This window comes from Pectobacterium sp. S5 (genome assembly GCF_051707265.1).
GTDB classification, from domain to species: Bacteria; Pseudomonadota; Gammaproteobacteria; order Enterobacterales; family Enterobacteriaceae; genus Pectobacterium; species Pectobacterium polare.
This window is the reverse complement of the sequence record NZ_JAULSZ010000003.1, coordinates 351,620-367,280: the sequence shown is the minus strand read 5'-3', so window position 1 is coordinate 367,280 and position 15,661 is coordinate 351,620. Positions and strand designations below refer to the sequence as shown.

Genomic DNA, 15,661 nt, shown 5'->3' with positions numbered 1-15,661 from the left:
GATTACACCAATTTCCCCTGGAAGATCGGCACAGACTCAAACAAATAGCCGTCAAATTCCGGCGCATCGGCGTCAGAGATTTCCATCAGCGTATTTTTGACGTTTTCGAGGTGCTGCCACATTGCCTGATAAGAACCAGACACATCGCGACGCCGCAGCGCCGCCAGAATAGCCTGATGATCCGCCAGCCATTTCAGACGATAGCCCTGCGTCCCGACGTGCGTATAAAGCTGCTGCCAGAGCGCGTTATCGTCACGGCATGCCCAGATATTGCTGACCGTTTCCAGCAGCATCTGGTTTTGCGTCGCTCCAGCAATTTGTAGATGGAACAGGCGATCGAAATCGCCACGGTAATCTTTTACGGCAATCGCGGCCTGCTCTTGTTCCAGCGTCTTACGCAGATTTTCGATATCCGCACGCGTTGCCATACGTGCCGCAAACGCCGCAATATTGCTTTCCAGCAGCTGGCGAGCCTGTAGCATTTCAAACGCGCCGATATGATTCTTGCCACCGTCTGCCGCGTCGTCTTCATCAGGAATACGCAAGACATAAACCCCGGAGCCCTGACGAATATCGACTGTGCCTTCCAATTCAAGCATCAGTAGCGCTTCGCGCACTATCGTCCGGCTAACGCCATAGGTTTCCGCAATATTTCGTTCAGGAGGAAGGCGCGATCCGACGGGGTAATCCCCTGACTGAATCTTCTGGCGTAAATCACAGCCGATTTCCTGATATTGCTTCTTCTCTTGCAGAACCACATCCTTCGCCACGCTTTCACCCTACATGCACTTTCGCCCTGAGTGCGGGCGTCAGGCCCGCTCTGATTTTGCCCGTCATACTTCAAGCTGCAACTTGAATGATGACGGGCACGTCTCCAGCCACGTACTGACGTGGCGGTGGGGCATTAGTTTACCAAACTCAGCGCCTGATCCAGTACTTTTGCGCCATTTAATGTGCCGTAGGCGACCGGGTCGATCACCGCGATAGGAATCTGGTAGCTGTCCGTCAGCTTTTTATTTTCGTTAAGCTTGAAGCGCACCTGCGGCCCCAGCAGAACCGCAATAATGTCGCCGCCGAACTCCTGCAACTCATCACGCAAGTTTTGCTCTGGGATCGCGTAGATCTTCAGTTCCATTCCCCGCGTTTCCGCTTCCTTCTCCATCTTGGTGACCACCAGTGAGGTCGACATTCCTGCTGAGCAGGCCAGTACGATTCTTTTCATATTCCGTTCCTCATTTTGGTTATCTGCACCTATTTCTCTTCATCATCCAGCGTCAATTCAAGCCGACGCGTGTCGTGTAGCTGACGAAACCAAGCGGCGGATTTTTTCGGCCGCCGTTGCCGATCCTGTTCCAGATCGATTTCGATCAATCCGTAGCGGTTTTTAAACGCGTTCATCGGCGAAACGTTGTCGGTAAAGGCCCACAGCATGTAGCCACGGCAGTTTGCGCCCTCTTCCTTCGCCTTCAGCGTCCAGTAAAGGTGCTCGGCGATAAACGCGATGCGGTAATCGTCCTGAATCACGCCCGCGTCGTCTTTAAAGCGCGCCTCATTCTCGATACCGATGCCGTTTTCCGCCACAAACCACGGCGCATTGCCGTAGTCGCGCTCTATGCGTTTCGCCATGTCGTAAATGATTTTGGGATTGATCTCCCAGCCGCGCGAGGTGTTCATGCGACGCCCCGGCAGCTCAAAATGCTCGTAGTAATAGGCCGGATGGAACGGTGTCTCTTTGTTCCACTCACGGCTAGGCGCTTTGACCCGATGTGGGTAATACAGGTTGATCCCCACCTCATCGACCGTATTCTCCCGAATGATCGCCAGCTCTTCTTCCGTGTAATCCCACTTCACCTGATGCTGCGCCAGCAGCGCCACCAGCTCCGCCGGATATTCGCCTTTTAACGCCGGATCGAGGAAAACCCGGTTATAGAACAGATCGTAAAGGTGCGCCGCTTTCACATCGTGCGCCGCACGGGATCGCGGATACGTGACTTCGGGATTGAGGATCACGCCGATCGAGCCGCCATCTCGGTGATAGCCCTGCTGACGAAACCGCTGCACCACTTTTGCCGTCGCCAGATTCTTATGATGATTCCACTGCATCCACGTGTGCGTGTTCTGCTCATAAGGGTAGCGTAGCGCATCCAGATAAACGCGCGTCTGCACCACAATCGGCTCATTGAAGGTAAACCAGCGCTTCACTTTCCCGGCATAGCGGGCAAAAACCGCGTCGGCGTACAGCACAAACCACTCCACCACCTGCTTGGATGACCAGCCCTGATACTTCTCCAGCAGGCAAGCAGGCAGCTCGTAATGTTCAAGGCAGATCATCGGTTCGATCCCCTGCCGGTGCATTTCATCCAGCAGGTTATCGATATAGGCCGCGTACTCTTCATCGACGATGCCTTTCTCATAGTCCAGCATAAAGCGTGACCAGTTGATCGACGTACGATAGTGCGTCAGCCCTGCCAGCTTCATCAGCGCCACATCTTCCCGATAGCGATTAAAGAAGTCCGTCGCTTTCGCCGGACCGTAGCCGTTGTGCCAGACCTGACGATCCTGCTTGTACCAGAGATCCAGATAGGAATCCTGCCCGGCTTTCTTACCGCTCCATCCTTCCGTTTGCCATGCCGATGCCGCCGTGCCCAGAATAAAATCCGGTGGAATAGTCAGTGCAACCTTACTCATGCATTACCTCTCTTCTCGTCCGTTTCAGGCTTTTTCCGCTGCGGCCTGCTTTTCTGCTTCCAACTGCGCCAGCTCGGCACGACGGGACGCCACTTTGACAAACGGCAGATAGATCAGCATCGCGACGATGATGCATACGATCTGTGTCGCGACGGCCCCCATCGATCCCGCCGTCGACAGCCAGGCGTTAATGATTGGCGGTGTCGTCCACGGCACCATCACCACGGCTTTGCCCGCAAACCCCATGCTGGTGGCGAAATAGCCAATCGTGCCCGTCACTAACGGTGTGATAATGAAGGGAATAGCCAGAATTGGGTTGAGCATAATCGGCATACCAAAAATCACCGGCTCATTAATATTGAACACGCTGGGGCCGAAAGAAATTTTGGCGATCTCTTTCATCTCTTTGCGCTTGGAAGCAATCATCACCGCCAGCAGCAGGCCAATGGTCAGGCCGGAACCGCCGATACTCATGTACACATCCCAGAACGGCATGGTGATAATGTTCGGTATCTCATGTCCCTGCTCAAACGCGGTCATGTTGACGGCAATCGCCCCCAGCAGCAGCGGTTCACGAATCGGTTTAATCATCTGGTTACCGTGAATCCCGATCACCCAGAACAGCTGAGCGACAAACATCAGCACCAGTAAACCAGGCAGGCTTTGCACCACGGATTCCAGCGGCTGCTGTACGACTTTATAAACAGCGTCATACAGATACATGCCCGTCACGCGGTGAAACACAAACCCAAAGGTGGCGATAGCAACCACCGTGATAATGGAGGGAAACAGCGCCGAAAAAGAGGCCGCGACGTTGGGCGGCACGCTGTCCGGCATTTTAATCTGTAGCCGATCGACATTTTGCAGCTTGGTATACATCTCGACAGACAGGATGGCGATGAACATCCCCAGAAACAGGCTTTTGGTATCGGAGAACTGTTTCGCCAGCACATCTTTCACCACCATCATCTGCCCGTTGACGGCCATTTCGATCGTGGTTGGCGTGACGGCAATAAAGCAGATCACCGCCAGCAGACCGGGAAACAGCCCGCGTGAACCGTTAATCTTCCCAAGCTCAATACCAATCAGGAAGACGGCACCGATAGTCAGAAAGCTGAGCGTGGCGTAGTTAATCCCGCTCATAATCGGTTTCAGTTCCGCCAGAAACGAAAACATAGAAAAACTGGCCAGACCATTTTTCGGATCCATCACCATGTTGGAAATCAGAACGGAGAACGCCCCGACGATAATGACAGGCATCAGCGTAATAAAGGATGCCTTAATCGCCATAATGTAACGCAGACTGTTAAATTTATTGGCAAAGGAGCCCAATGAATCAATCAGTTGGTCCTTAAATGACATAACACCACCTCTTTCATCATCATATTGTTATATCGCGTGTGACACGCGGGATGGCCGTTACGCGCAGGGTAAATGCAGGTACCGCGCTTTCGCGTTTGGCATACCAAAAATCAACCATAATGAATTATTTTTCTGTGACATGATTCTCACAAGACGATATTGGAATTCCAATATGATGAAAATGTGATTTTTGGCATACCATAATTTCTCAGCTACATAGATTGTCAGCCACATAAGTTCTCAACCAACTTGGGCTGCTTTCCTGACTGCGATAAGGAAACCTACGATGAAAGACACAGAAAACGTTCCTGCATTCGATATGGAACAAACCGTGATGGAACTGCTGATTAATGCAGGCGAAGCGCGCTCAAACGCCATGATGGCCATTCAGGCGGCGCGCCAACGGGAGTGGCAACAGGCTGACGATCTGCTCGCGGCGTCACAAGAAGCGGCTCGTGCGGCTCACCGCGTTCAAACACGGCTGATCGGTCTGGACGAAGGGGAAGGCAAGGTGCCCGTCAACCTGATCATGGTGCATGCGCAGGATCATCTGATGACCGCCATGCTATGCCGGGATTTGGCAGAAGAGATTGTCTTGTTACGCCGTGAAATGGCTGCATCACAAAATTGACAAAAATCAGGTTGAGAAACGAACATCAGGCGTTAAATCCAACAATATGCCTGTGGTAACATGGCGCATGATGTTCGTAACAGGGATGAATAGGCGTTTTTAGCCCGTCATCATACTCAATTAAGGTGCAGCGATGAAAACCATGCTTGAGGTGGCAAGACGTGCAGGAGTGTCTAAAGCGACCGTCTCCAGAGTGCTCAACGGCACAGGTCAGGTCAAACAGGCAACACGCGATGCCGTATATCAGGCAATGGAGGAGTTAGGCTACCGTCCTAACTTTCTGGCGCGTTCGCTGGCTCGTCGTACTTCAAACAGCATTGGTCTCGTTATTTCCAATTTTGACGGCCCCTACTTTGGCCGCCTGCTACGCCGTGCAGCGGATATCGCGGAAAGTAACGGTAAACACCTCATCGTTACCGACGGGCACGATACGCCGGAAGATGAGCATCGAGCGGTGCAGCTTCTGTCTGATAGACAATGCGACGCCATTATCCTCTATACCCGCTATATGTCCGAATCGGATCTCATGACGCTGCTCGACACGCTGACCATTCCGATGATCGTGATGAATCGCGATCTGCCGCAGGCGCGCGAACGCTGTATTTTCTTCCGTCAGCAGCAGGCCGCGTTTGACGTGGTCAATTACCTGATCGAACAGGGCCACCGTGAGATCGCTTTTATCACCGCACCGATGAAAACGCCGACGGCGCAAGCACGGCTCGCGGGCTATCAGCAGGCATTAACCGCTCATCAGATCGAGATTGATCCGCGTCGGGTGGCGCACGGAACCAGCATGGTCGCCAGCGGCTATCAGGCCGCACGCCAGCTGCTAGACAGCGGCGTCAGCTTTAGCGCGCTGTTTGTCAGCAACGATCACATGGCGATTGGCGCAATGAAAGCGCTGTACGAGGCGGGGAAAAAATTGCCGCAGGATGTCTCCGTCTTCGGCTTTGACGACGAACCCTGCGCGACCTATCTGCACCCTTCTCTTTCCACCGTCTACATGCCGATTGAAGAGATGGCCGCCACCGCGATTACGCAAGTACTGGATCTGATCGCAGGCAAAGACGTCGAACCGCTGCAACCCTTCACCGGCGAACTTAAGCTGCGCGAGTCGGTACAGAAAGGGCCGTATTACGCTAAGTAAAACTCACCGTAAAATTACGCCCCGCGCAAACAGCCTGCACGGGGTTTGCCTCTTTAGCCATGTTCAATCAGCATCACCGCGCTCGTATCCGCTTCCAGTGCGTCAAACAGATGCGGGACATCAGCGGAGTAGCTGATGTAATCCCCCGCGCTCAGTTCAACGGGCTGTGCGACAGGCCCAATTCTGGCGCGACCGCTGCTCAAAATCACGTGTTCGATCGTCCCCGGTTTATGCGGTTGGGAGACTCTGGCTTCCCCCGGCTGCACCTTCAGCCGATAGATATCACGGTGCGCGCCTGCCGGACATGCGGCCAGCAGCGTCGCGGCATAGTTTGCCTGCTCCGAATAGGTTGCTGCGCCTTCATTAGCCCGAATCACCTGCACGTGCTGGCGAGACTGACCAATCAACTGGCTGACCTGCACGTCAAGCGCCATCGCCAGCGCCCAGAGCGTTTCCAGACTTGGATTGCCGACCCCGGTTTCCAGCTGCGAAAGCGTTGATTTTGCCAGCCCTGCACGCTTTGCCAGCTCGGTGACTGACAGGTTTAACCGCTCACGTTCACGCCGAATAGCAACGGCCAGCCGTGCAATGGGCGTGATTTCCTGTGCGCCATTTTCCTGATTATCGATCGTCATAGTGTTCACCATAATGTCCATTTGTTCGGCTTGACGAACAAATGGTTTGTGTTCATTATTTTGTCCTGTTGTTCATTATAAAAAATTTTGTTCGCTATAGCAGCACAATTTTCACACTGACAGGCAGGAAAAAGATGACACCCCAGACTCGCGGCACGATAGAAATGACTCTCGCGATGATCATTTCCGGTACGGTTGGCTGGTTCGTTTTAACAGCAGGGCAACCTGCGATGACAGCCGTCTTCTGGCGCTGCGCGTTAGGCGCATTGACGATGTTAATCGTCTGCGGGCTATTGGGCTTGCTGCGGCGAGGCATCATTAGCAGAAAGCAGGCGGGCATTGCCGTACTCGGTGGCCTGGCACTAGTGCTCAACTGGACGCTGCTATTTGGCGCTTATGCGCATGCGTCTATCGCCGTCGCCACTGTGGTTTATCACACGCAGCCCTTTATGCTCGTGGGGCTAGGCGCGATCTTTTTCAGGGAGGCGCTGACCCTCAACAAAACCAGCTGGTTACTGTGCGCCTTTGGCGGCATCGTCCTGATCGTCAGCGCCCAAACGGGGGCCGACAGCGATTGCAAAGGCTATCTGTCCGGAGTGCTGATGGCATTGGGTGCGGCATTCTTCTACGCCGTGGCAGCCGCGATAACGAAAAAGTTGTCAGGAATTCCGCCACACCTGCTGGTGCTGATACAGCTGCTCGTTGGCGTCGCGGTTCTCGTACCCTTCGCGGCAATGCCTGCTTCTCCTACGACTTCACCGTGGGGAATGCTTGTGGCGATTGGCGTGATCCATACTGGGCTGATGTCGACGCTGTTATACAGCGCGATCCAGAAGATCCCGACCGCGCTGGTTGGCGCACTGTCGTTTATCTATCCCGTTATCGCCGCACTGGTCGATTGGGTAGCCTTTGGGCATCGGCTGGACATGATGCAGCTTGCCGGGGCGGTCACCATTCTGCTGTCCGCTGCCGGAATGACGTTTGGCTGGCGTATCACCCTCAACAGGAAAAGGGATCGCCTGCATCAGGCTGCACGTTCGGGAGAAAAGCAGAACACCTTTCCCCCGACACAGCAGAACAATCCCGATTAAAGCGCTTCCAGCGCCAGCAGCTCGTCCAGCGTCTGGCGACGGCGAATCAGGCGCGGTTCACCGTTTTCGAACAGCACTTCCGGCAGCAGCGGACGACTGTTGTAGTTTGAGGACATGGATGCGCCGTACGCGCCGGTGTCGTGGAAGACCAGATAGTCGCCAACCTGCGCATCCGGCAGCGCGAACGTTTCCACGCCGCCACCCGCCTGCTGGGTAAACACGTCGCCAGATTCACACAGCGGCCCGGCAATCACGCTATCGCGCAGCGTGGACTGGCTGATATCGCGGCCATCGCCCGGCAGCAGAGAAACGTGGTGATAGCTGCCGTACATCGCCGGACGCATCAGATCGTTAAACCCGGCATCGACCAGCACAAAGTGGCGACTCCCCATGGATTTTATCGCCCGTACTTCCGCCACCAGCACACCGGATTCCGCGACCAGAAAACGCCCCGGCTCGATTTCCAGCGTCACCGGATGACCGAGATGCGCGGCAATTTTCTCACGCGCCGCGTTCCACAGCCCGTAATAGTGTTCGGTATCAATCGCTTCTTCGCCGTGGCGATAGGGAATCGACAGCCCGCCGCCCGCTGAAATCGCCTCAATATCCTGACCCAGTTCAACGACCTGCTGCACCATCGCCTCGCACACCTGTTCCAGATGGCCGTAATCAACGCCGGAACCAATGTGCATGTGGATTCCCACCAGCTTCAGCTGATAGCGCTGAATGTGCGCCAGCGCCAGCGGCAAATCACCGTACCAGATACCGTGCTTGCTGTTCTCACCACCGGTATTGGTTTTCTGGCTGTGACCATGACCAAAGCCCGGATTCACGCGCAGCCACACCGGATGCCCCGGCGACTGCTGCCCAAGCTGTTCCAGCATATCGACTGAACCGGCGTTCACCGGAATGTTCAGTTCGGAAACGCGTTGCAGCGTCGGACGATCCAGCAGATCGGCAGTAAACACGATCTCATGTGCGTCGGTGCCAGGTACAAATCCTGCAATCAGCGCACGCTCGATCTCACCCAGCGATACCGAATCCACTTTCACCCCCTGCTCACGCATCAGGCGCAAAATGTGGGTGTTGGAACACGCCTTCTGCGCGAAGCGGATTGTGTCGAACTGGCGCAACTGGGCGATGCGGTTAACGATGGTCTGCGCGTCATAGGCCCAAACCGGGCAACCAAAGCGGGCAGGCAGTTCACGCAGGCTTTGCGCATTCAAGGCGTGGGTTACGTCATTCAGATCGTGTGGCATAAGAGTTACCGATTTACAGGGTTAAACATGGTTGAGAAACACTATAAAAATACCCTAACAGGTAAACAAATATCGTTTTAGGCAGACTCTATTCATTTCTGATATGGTTTATAAAAATGAATGAAGGAGGCGACATGGCAGCAGTATCCTTAAGGCATATCGAAATTTTCCATGCGGTCATGACGACCGGGAATCTGACGGAAGCAGCGGATCTGCTGAACACGTCTCAGCCGACCGTCAGCCGCGAGCTGGCACGCTTCGAGAAGCTGATTCAGATGACGCTGTTCGAACGACTACGGGGCAGGCTTTACCCCACCGCGCAGGGGCTACAGCTGTTTGAAGAAGTGCAGCGCTCGTATTATGGGCTGGATCGAATCATCAACGCCGCCAGCGATATCCGCCGTTTTCAGCAAGCGCAGCTTTCTATTGCCTGTCTGCCTGTGTTCTCACAGTCGCTGCTGCCCGACGCCTGCAAACCGCTGCTGGCGCGTTACCCGTTGCTTAATCTGCACATCATCCCGCAAGAGTCGCCGCTGCTGGAAGAGTGGCTGTCTGCCCAGCGCCACGATTTGGGCTTAACGGAAAACAGCCTCACGCCCGCCGGTACCAAGCGGCAAACGCTGATGTTGCTCAATGAAGTGTGCGTGCTGCCTGCCGGGCATCCGCTGGCGCAAAAAGCGGTGCTCACGCCGCAGGATTTTGCCGATGAGCCCTTTATCAGCCTGTCGAGCGCCGACAGCTATCGCCAACTGCTGGACAAGCTGTTTCAGGAACAGGGCGTGTCGCGCCGGATGGTACTGGAAACTCACAGCGCGGCGTCAGTGTGTGCGATGGTGCGGGCGGGCATCGGGCTGTCGATCGTTAACCCGCTCACCGCATTGGATTATGCCGCCTCCGGCGTGGTCGTGCGGCCTTTCAGCATCGATGTGCCCTTTACGGTCAGCCTGATTCGTCCGCTGCATCGCCCTGCTTCGGCGCTGGTCGATACCGTGATTGATCAACTCAAGCAGTATGCCGCCGATGTGCCTTCACGTCTGGAGCAGGTCTTGCAGCGCTAATAACGTGATTCGCTTGTGATTAGCGCCGTCACTACGCCGATGGCTGTGCCAGCGCCCGCCAGCGAGGATCGTGAGCAAACCATTCCACCAGAAAATCCAACAGGGTACGCAGCGCAGCAGGCATCTGGCGGCGCGAGGTGTAAATACCGTAAATCCCCATCGCCTGCGGGCGGTATTCCGGCAACAGCGCAACCAGTTGTCCGCTAGCGAGATAGGGAGCCACAGAATAGCGCGGTTGCAGCGCGATGCCGGCCCCTTCCAGCGCACCCGCCAGCAGCACCAGCGACTCGTTGCCGCTCAGGTTACCGCTAACGGGAATCGTAAATTTTTCATCACCACGGGAAAAATGCCACAGGCTTTTGCCGAAATAGGTGTAGGTCAGACAGTTATGAATCGAGAGATCGGTCAGCTGTCGCGGAATCCCATGTTCATTCAGATAAGAAGGCGATGCACACAGTACCGACTCACAGCTTGAAAGCGGTCGGGCAATTAGATTGGGATCCAGCTCGTTGGTGATGCGCAGCGCCAAATCGATACGTTCCTCGACCAGATTCACCGTTCGGTTATTCATTTGCAGATCGATAGCGACTCGAGGATGCCGCCGTAGGAAAGCCGTTATCGCCATACCGAGCGCGCCCTGCGCCAGCGACTGCGAGCAGCTGACGCGCAGCAAACCGCTTAACGTAGCATCGTCGGTATCGGCCTCGACGCGCATATCCGCCGTCAGCGCCAGCATTTCCCGACAGCGTACCAGCGTTTTTTCACCCGCATCCGTGAGGCTCAGCTTGCGCGTGGTGCGGTGCAATAGCCGCGCCCCTGCCCATGCTTCCATCTCCGCCAGATAGCGCGTCACCATCGCCCGAGACATATCCAACGTCTCTGCCGCCGCAATCATGCTACCGCGATCTATAATCGTTACAAACACTTCAGCAGCCGTAATGCGATCCATAAATTAGTCCGTTTTATGCAACAAACAATTGCCCGTTTTGCGGTTTTTCGTACGAAAAATGCAACATAACATGAACCCACTTTCTGTCCTACCTGTGGAGTATCACCATGTCTAAATCTGTCGCTTTTACCGTGTCTTTACTCGCCGCATCGCTCGGTCTGGCTTCTGCGGCTAACGCCGCCGAGTTAAAAATCGACGTGTTTAATCCAGGTGAAGCCAGCATATTCCCGGTTTCTTCTGAAATTATCAGCGGTGATAAAGAAGTCGCGCTGATCGATGCACAATTCCAGCGTAACGATGCTCAAACGCTAGTTGATCGCATCAAAGCCACCGGGAAAAAACTGACTACCGTCTATATCAGCCATTCTGACCCTGACTACTATTTCGGTCTGGACGTGATTAAAGCCGCTTTCCCGGACGCTAAAATCATTGCGACTCAGGCGACCATCGATGCGATCAACGCCAGCAAAGATGGCAAAGTGGCGCACTGGGGCCCGGTACTGAAAGAAAACGCGCCGAAGGAGATCGTAGTTCCTCAAGCGCTGGAAGGTGATAGCTTTACCGTTGACGGCAAACAACTGGAAGTGAAAGGACTGAAAGGGCCAACGCCGGATCGCACTTACGTCTGGATCCCTTCGCTGAAAGCCGTAGTCGGCGGTATTCCGGTGTCTGCCAACATCCACGTCTGGCTTGCCGATACCCAAACGCCAGAATCTCGCGTTCACTGGCGTGATACGCTGAAATCCATTGAAGCGCTGAAGCCAACCACCGTCGTGCCGGGTCACTTTATCGCGCCAACGGATTACACCTTGAAAAACGTGACGTTTACGCTGCAATATCTGGATACGGTGGAAAAAGAGCTGGCAAAAAGCAAAGATTCTGCCGAGCTGATCGCAGCAATGAAAAAACACTACCCGACGCTGAAAGAAGAGTCGGGTCTTGAACTGAGCGCCAAAGTCCTGAAAGGTGAAATGAAGTGGCCACAGTAAGACTGCATTACATTTACGATCCGTTGTGCGGCTGGTGCTACGGTGCCGCCCCACTCGCACTGGCAGCGCTGGAGATTGACGGGCTGGATCTGATCCTCCACGGCGGCGGTATGATGACTGGCAGCAATAGCCGCACCATCACCCCAGAGTGGCATGATTACGTGATCCCCCACGATCGCCGCATTGCACAAATGACCGGGCAAACCTTCGGGGAAGCGTATTACGAGGGGCTGTTGCGCGACACCAGCGTCGTGCTGGATTCCGCGCCGCCGACGGCTGCCGTACTCGCTGCGGAAGCGATGGATGATAAAGGCATGGTGATGCTGCACGAGATCGAGCGTGCGCACTACGTTTCCGGGCTAAAAATCGTCGACGCCGCCGTGCTGCGTCAGTGTGCGGAAGCAATCGGTCTGGATGGCAAGGCTTTCAGCGCCGAGTTCGCTTTTATTCAGGCAGAAACGCTGTCAAAACACATCAACGCTAGCCGGGAATTACTGGCGAAAGTACGTGGACAGGGCTTCCCTACTTTTGCGCTGGAAGACGCCAACGGGAATTTCCAGCAAATCCCAGCCTCAAACTATCTGGGTCAGGTAGACGCATGGCGCAAGGTGCTGACACAGATGGTCAACCACGCGACCACATAAGCATCCACATCAACCTTCATAAGGGAGCACGCCAACGGCCAGCTCCCTTTTCTTTCTGAATGTCGTCTGTATTATTTTAAATTAGCCTGTTATCCCGTTAAAATATGGCCCCGTAGCAAAGCGGCACGCGACTGCGCGATTAATCAATATCGTTTAATATGATGGAAACAGGTTACTCGCGGCAGCCATATCAGCGTTATTTTTACTTATTTCGCCATTAAAAGCGCTTTTTCTTATTAAAATGTGAAGGATTACACATGAAATTTATCTCTTTATTTTTTGCCACCGTACTCTCACTTTCGCTGTCCACGGCATACGCCACAGCCGACGACATTGAGAACAAGCCCCTCGCAGAAATACAGCAGCTTGCGAATGAGGGGAATGCAGATGCCCAATTGGAACTGGCCGATAGATACTATGAGGGGAATGGGGTAGAAGAAAACGACGAGCAGGCAAAAATCTGGTACATGAAAGCAGCAGAGCAAGACAATGCTTATGCGCAATATGAACTTGGTGCTATGTATTTTAACGAACAAGAGTCAGCCAAAGCAATTCCGTGGTTTAAAAAAGCCGCTGCTCAAGGCAATGCTGACGCACAATTCCAACTCGGTATCATGTATATCAATGGATTTGGCACAGCGTCAAACTATAAAACTGCGTTTGAATACATAAAAGACGCGGCGGAGAACAATCTGCCAATGGCACAATTTGTGCTATCGGGTCTGTACATCGATGGAATAGGGGTTAAGAAAAACGACTCACAAGCTTATTTCTGGTTCTCCATATTCAAGCGTGGTGAAAAAGATCTGGAATTTACTGAAATACCAGAAATAAAAAAATCCCTTCAGAATATTGAGAAAAAAACGCAACAAACGGAAAAAAGTATGTCGCAAAGCGAACTTCAGGAATCCAAACGGTTACAGGACGATTTTATTAGCAAACATAATCATAGCATCCAGTAACGCGCCACATTACTAACCGTAAGCCTGCTGACGAGGTCGCTTAGGCGACCTTTATTATAATCTTCTGATAAAATTGTGATAGGTTATTTAACACTTCAATCACACACTCTTCTGCTGAGATCATTTATATGAATATAATTTACCCTAGTGATTACTTTGATGGTTCCAAAGCAGATGAGATTTTTGAGGCGGAATATCATTCTGCGAAAGAAAGTGGTTTACCCTGCCTATTATTATCAACACAGCATGTATCAAACGGAAAATATAAATTTTCAAAGGGCTTTGAACCGAATACGCCCGTCATTTGGCGAGGCTGGATGCTCAAATCTGATGAATATAGAGGATTGAGCGACGCTGTAAATCAGAATGGCGGCAACATGCTCGTTTCCTTAGAAGACTATCTTTCAAGCCATCATATTACGGGATGGTATAAATCATGTGGGAAATACACACCTGACACGGTTTTCGTAAAAGAAGATGATGACTTCGACCAGATTATTAACCAGCTAAAATGGTCCGCCTATTTCGTTAAAGACTATGTTAAGTCACTAACCACATCCAGAGGTTCTATCGCTAAAAATTCTGAAGAGATCCGAGATATAATAGCCTCTATTAAAAAATTTCGTGGTGACATCGAAGGCGGAATTAGTCTAAGAAAGGTTGAAGATATTATAAAAACCAGCGAAAGACGCTATTTTTCCTTTAGAAATAACGTGTACTCCTCTGATGGTATTGTTCCTGATCTGGTTGTTGAAATAGCACAGCATATCAGTTCACCCTTTTTCTCGATTGATATGGTTGAAAACAGTGCTGGTGAACTTCGCCTGATAGAAATTGGTGATGGCCAAGTCTCTGATACTAAAGAATGGGACATCGACAAGTTTGTTAAAATATTTATTAATACTCAGCTAACGTCGTGACTCATATTTATTGGTCTCAGGTTGTCGCGCACTAAAGACGCATGTTCCCTAACCCTGAGTAAGATAGCTATCAGTCACGGCGCGCTCCCTGTGCTATAGTCAGCGCCAGCAAAGATAACCTCAGACAATACCGCCAGACACACACGAAACGATGACTGACAAACCATGACCGACGTAAAATCAGGTACACACAACACGGTATCCACCGACTCCCGCGCTTCTCGCCTTAACCGCTTCTCCATCGCGCCAATGCTCGACTGGACCGATCGCCATTGCCGTTATTTTCTTCGCCAGTTGACTAAGCAGACGCTGCTGTATACCGAAATGGTGACGACAGGAGCGATTCTTCACGGCAAAGGCGACTATCTGGCCTACAGCGAAGAAGAACATCCGCTGGCGCTACAGCTCGGCGGTAGCGATCCGCAAGCGCTGGCACAGTGTGCCAAACTGGCAGAACAACGCGGCTATGATGAAGTTAACCTGAACGTCGGCTGCCCGTCTGACCGTGTACAGAATGGCCGTTTCGGTGCATGCCTGATGGGCGAAGCGGCGCTGGTGGCAGACTGTATCAAGGCGATGAAAGACAGTACCTCAATCCCGATTACGGTGAAAACCCGCATCGGCATTGACGATCAAGACAGCTATGAATTCCTGTGCGACTTTATTCAAACCGTCGCCGAACGCGGCGAATGCGATACCTTTATCGTCCACGCGCGCAAAGCCTGGCTATCGGGCCTGAGCCCAAAAGAGAATCGGGAGATTCCGCCGCTGGATTATCCGCGCGTTTACCAGCTCAAGCGCGATTTTCCAGCGCTCACCCTCGCCATCAACGGCGGCGTCAAAACGCTGGAAGAAGCCAAAACGCATTTACAGCATCTGGACGGCGTGATGATGGGCCGTGAGGCTTACCAGAATCCAGGGATTCTGGCGCAGGTCGACCGTGAGCTATTTGGCATCGACACCGCCATGCCGGATCTGGCTGGCGTGGTGCGAGCCATGTATCCCTATATCGAACGCGAACTCTCTGGCGGCGCGTCATTAGGCCACATCACGCGCCACATGCTCGGCATGTTTCAGGGCATCCCCGGCGCGCGTCAGTGGCGACGCTATCTGAGCGAAAACGCCCACAAACCCGGTGCTGACGCTGCGGTGGTAGAGCGTGCGCTGACGCTAGTTAATCTGGTTTAAAAAACACTAATAGTTAGTGTTTTTCATCAACACTCTTTCATTTCTCTTCCTAACGCCGCTGGTAAATCAATCACTTACCAGCGGCGCATCTTGGCACGATTCTTGTTATAGCTTATGTAGCACGCAGAACTTTTCTCT

At 53.0% G+C, this 15,661-nt stretch carries 16 protein-coding genes; 9 read left to right on the top strand and 7 right to left on the bottom strand.

All coding sequences use genetic code 11. The annotated features are described in order from the left end of the window. Positions 1 to 2: 2 nt before the first annotated feature. The 4 genes from QWJ20_RS14105 to QWJ20_RS14090 form a co-directional block, all read right to left on the bottom strand. Positions 3 to 770: an FCD domain-containing protein gene (locus tag QWJ20_RS14105; RefSeq protein ID WP_095700503.1), complete on the bottom strand. Its 768-nt coding sequence runs from the start codon at positions 768 to 770 to the stop codon at positions 3 to 5. Between the two features lie 134 nt (positions 771 to 904). Beyond that, positions 905 to 1,222, bottom strand: coding sequence for a PTS sugar transporter subunit IIB (locus QWJ20_RS14100; RefSeq protein WP_010279152.1), 318 nt, complete (start codon positions 1,220 to 1,222; stop codon positions 905 to 907). A 29-nt stretch (positions 1,223 to 1,251) separates the two neighbouring features. Next, positions 1,252 to 2,688 (bottom strand): glycoside hydrolase family 1 protein, encoded by a 1,437-nt coding sequence (locus tag QWJ20_RS14095; protein ID WP_433992786.1) that lies wholly within the window; start codon positions 2,686 to 2,688, stop codon positions 1,252 to 1,254. 24 nt (positions 2,689 to 2,712) lie between these two features. Then, positions 2,713 to 4,050, bottom strand: coding sequence for a PTS sugar transporter subunit IIC (locus QWJ20_RS14090; RefSeq protein ID WP_010279159.1), 1,338 nt, complete (start codon positions 4,048 to 4,050; stop codon positions 2,713 to 2,715). Positions 4,051 to 4,336: 286 nt separating this feature from the next. Between QWJ20_RS14090 and QWJ20_RS14085 the strand changes: the two genes are divergently transcribed. After that, the gene (locus QWJ20_RS14085; RefSeq protein WP_010279161.1) at positions 4,337 to 4,681 is read left to right on the top strand and encodes a PTS lactose/cellobiose transporter subunit IIA; all 345 of its coding nucleotides are present in this window, start codon (positions 4,337 to 4,339) and stop codon (positions 4,679 to 4,681) included. Between the two features lie 133 nt (positions 4,682 to 4,814). Continuing rightward, positions 4,815 to 5,828 (top strand): LacI family DNA-binding transcriptional regulator, encoded by a 1,014-nt coding sequence (locus tag QWJ20_RS14080; RefSeq protein ID WP_433992785.1) that lies wholly within the window; start codon positions 4,815 to 4,817, stop codon positions 5,826 to 5,828. Positions 5,829 to 5,881: 53 nt separating this feature from the next. Here QWJ20_RS14080 and QWJ20_RS14075 read toward each other — a convergent pair whose 3' ends face one another. Next, positions 5,882 to 6,475 (bottom strand): helix-turn-helix domain-containing protein, encoded by a 594-nt coding sequence (locus tag QWJ20_RS14075; protein WP_433992784.1) that lies wholly within the window; start codon positions 6,473 to 6,475, stop codon positions 5,882 to 5,884. A gap of 122 nt (positions 6,476 to 6,597) precedes the next feature. Here QWJ20_RS14075 and QWJ20_RS14070 point away from each other — a divergent pair, with 122 nt between their 5' ends. Beyond that, positions 6,598 to 7,554 (top strand): DMT family transporter, encoded by a 957-nt coding sequence (locus tag QWJ20_RS14070; protein WP_433992783.1) that lies wholly within the window; start codon positions 6,598 to 6,600, stop codon positions 7,552 to 7,554. On the opposite strand, the gene lysA is transcribed toward QWJ20_RS14070, so the two are convergent. After that, entirely contained in the window at positions 7,551 to 8,813 is a 1,263-nt protein-coding gene (gene lysA, locus QWJ20_RS14065; RefSeq protein ID WP_010279173.1) for a diaminopimelate decarboxylase, read from the bottom strand. The two genes, QWJ20_RS14070 and lysA, sit on opposite strands and share 4 nt — an antisense overlap. 134 nt (positions 8,814 to 8,947) lie before the next feature. On the opposite strand from lysA, the gene QWJ20_RS14060 reads away from it, so the two are divergent. Next, entirely contained in the window at positions 8,948 to 9,871 is a 924-nt protein-coding gene (locus QWJ20_RS14060) for a LysR family transcriptional regulator (protein ID WP_433992782.1), read from the top strand. A gap of 31 nt (positions 9,872 to 9,902) precedes the next feature. Here the strand turns inward: QWJ20_RS14060 and QWJ20_RS14055 are convergent, their stop codons facing one another. After that, positions 9,903 to 10,820 carry a LysR family transcriptional regulator gene (locus QWJ20_RS14055; protein ID WP_433992781.1) on the bottom strand — a complete coding sequence of 306 codons (918 nt, stop codon included), beginning with the start codon at positions 10,818 to 10,820 and terminating at the stop codon, positions 9,903 to 9,905. 107 nt (positions 10,821 to 10,927) lie between these two features. On the opposite strand from QWJ20_RS14055, the gene QWJ20_RS14050 reads away from it, so the two are divergent. From QWJ20_RS14050 to dusA, 5 genes are all read left to right on the top strand, one after another. Continuing rightward, positions 10,928 to 11,809 carry an MBL fold metallo-hydrolase gene (locus QWJ20_RS14050; protein WP_433992780.1) on the top strand — a complete coding sequence of 294 codons (882 nt, stop codon included), beginning with the start codon at positions 10,928 to 10,930 and terminating at the stop codon, positions 11,807 to 11,809. Continuing rightward, on the top strand, positions 11,797 to 12,453 hold the full coding sequence (locus QWJ20_RS14045; RefSeq protein WP_433992779.1) for a DsbA family protein: 657 nt from the start codon (positions 11,797 to 11,799) through the stop codon (positions 12,451 to 12,453). Before QWJ20_RS14050 ends, QWJ20_RS14045 begins: the two co-directional genes overlap by 13 nt. Before the next feature lie 257 nt (positions 12,454 to 12,710). Further along, positions 12,711 to 13,415 (top strand): tetratricopeptide repeat protein, encoded by a 705-nt coding sequence (locus tag QWJ20_RS14040; RefSeq protein ID WP_174871026.1) that lies wholly within the window; start codon positions 12,711 to 12,713, stop codon positions 13,413 to 13,415. Between the two features lie 128 nt (positions 13,416 to 13,543). Then, positions 13,544 to 14,335 carry an ATP-grasp domain-containing protein gene (locus QWJ20_RS14035; protein WP_433992778.1) on the top strand — a complete coding sequence of 264 codons (792 nt, stop codon included), beginning with the start codon at positions 13,544 to 13,546 and terminating at the stop codon, positions 14,333 to 14,335. A 165-nt stretch (positions 14,336 to 14,500) separates the two neighbouring features. After that, on the top strand, positions 14,501 to 15,523 hold the full coding sequence (gene dusA, locus QWJ20_RS14030; RefSeq protein WP_275244551.1) for a tRNA dihydrouridine(20/20a) synthase DusA: 1,023 nt from the start codon (positions 14,501 to 14,503) through the stop codon (positions 15,521 to 15,523). Positions 15,524 to 15,661 lie beyond the last annotated feature (138 nt).

Bases quoted from the DNA above. Each gene is read 5' to 3' on its own strand.
- QWJ20_RS14100 (WP_010279152.1), bottom strand. From the start codon at position 1,222: ATGAAAAGAATCGTACTGGCCTGCTCAGCAGGAATGTCGACCTCACTG.
- QWJ20_RS14095 (WP_433992786.1), bottom strand. From the start codon at position 2,688: ATGAGTAAGGTTGCACTGACTATTCCACCGGATTTTATTCTGGGCACG.
- QWJ20_RS14090 (WP_010279159.1), bottom strand. From the start codon at position 4,050: ATGTCATTTAAGGACCAACTGATTGATTCATTGGGCTCCTTTGCCAAT.
- QWJ20_RS14085 (WP_010279161.1), top strand. From the start codon at position 4,337: ATGAAAGACACAGAAAACGTTCCTGCATTCGATATGGAACAAACCGTG.
- QWJ20_RS14080 (WP_433992785.1), top strand. From the start codon at position 4,815: ATGAAAACCATGCTTGAGGTGGCAAGACGTGCAGGAGTGTCTAAAGCG.
- QWJ20_RS14075 (WP_433992784.1), bottom strand. From the start codon at position 6,475: ATGGTGAACACTATGACGATCGATAATCAGGAAAATGGCGCACAGGAA.
- QWJ20_RS14070 (WP_433992783.1), top strand. From the start codon at position 6,598: ATGACACCCCAGACTCGCGGCACGATAGAAATGACTCTCGCGATGATC.
- lysA (WP_010279173.1), bottom strand. From the start codon at position 8,813: ATGCCACACGATCTGAATGACGTAACCCACGCCTTGAATGCGCAAAGC.
- QWJ20_RS14060 (WP_433992782.1), top strand. From the start codon at position 8,948: ATGGCAGCAGTATCCTTAAGGCATATCGAAATTTTCCATGCGGTCATG.
- QWJ20_RS14055 (WP_433992781.1), bottom strand. From the start codon at position 10,820: ATGGATCGCATTACGGCTGCTGAAGTGTTTGTAACGATTATAGATCGC.
- QWJ20_RS14050 (WP_433992780.1), top strand. From the start codon at position 10,928: ATGTCTAAATCTGTCGCTTTTACCGTGTCTTTACTCGCCGCATCGCTC.
- QWJ20_RS14040 (WP_174871026.1), top strand. From the start codon at position 12,711: ATGAAATTTATCTCTTTATTTTTTGCCACCGTACTCTCACTTTCGCTG.
- QWJ20_RS14035 (WP_433992778.1), top strand. From the start codon at position 13,544: ATGAATATAATTTACCCTAGTGATTACTTTGATGGTTCCAAAGCAGAT.
- dusA (WP_275244551.1), top strand. From the start codon at position 14,501: ATGACCGACGTAAAATCAGGTACACACAACACGGTATCCACCGACTCC.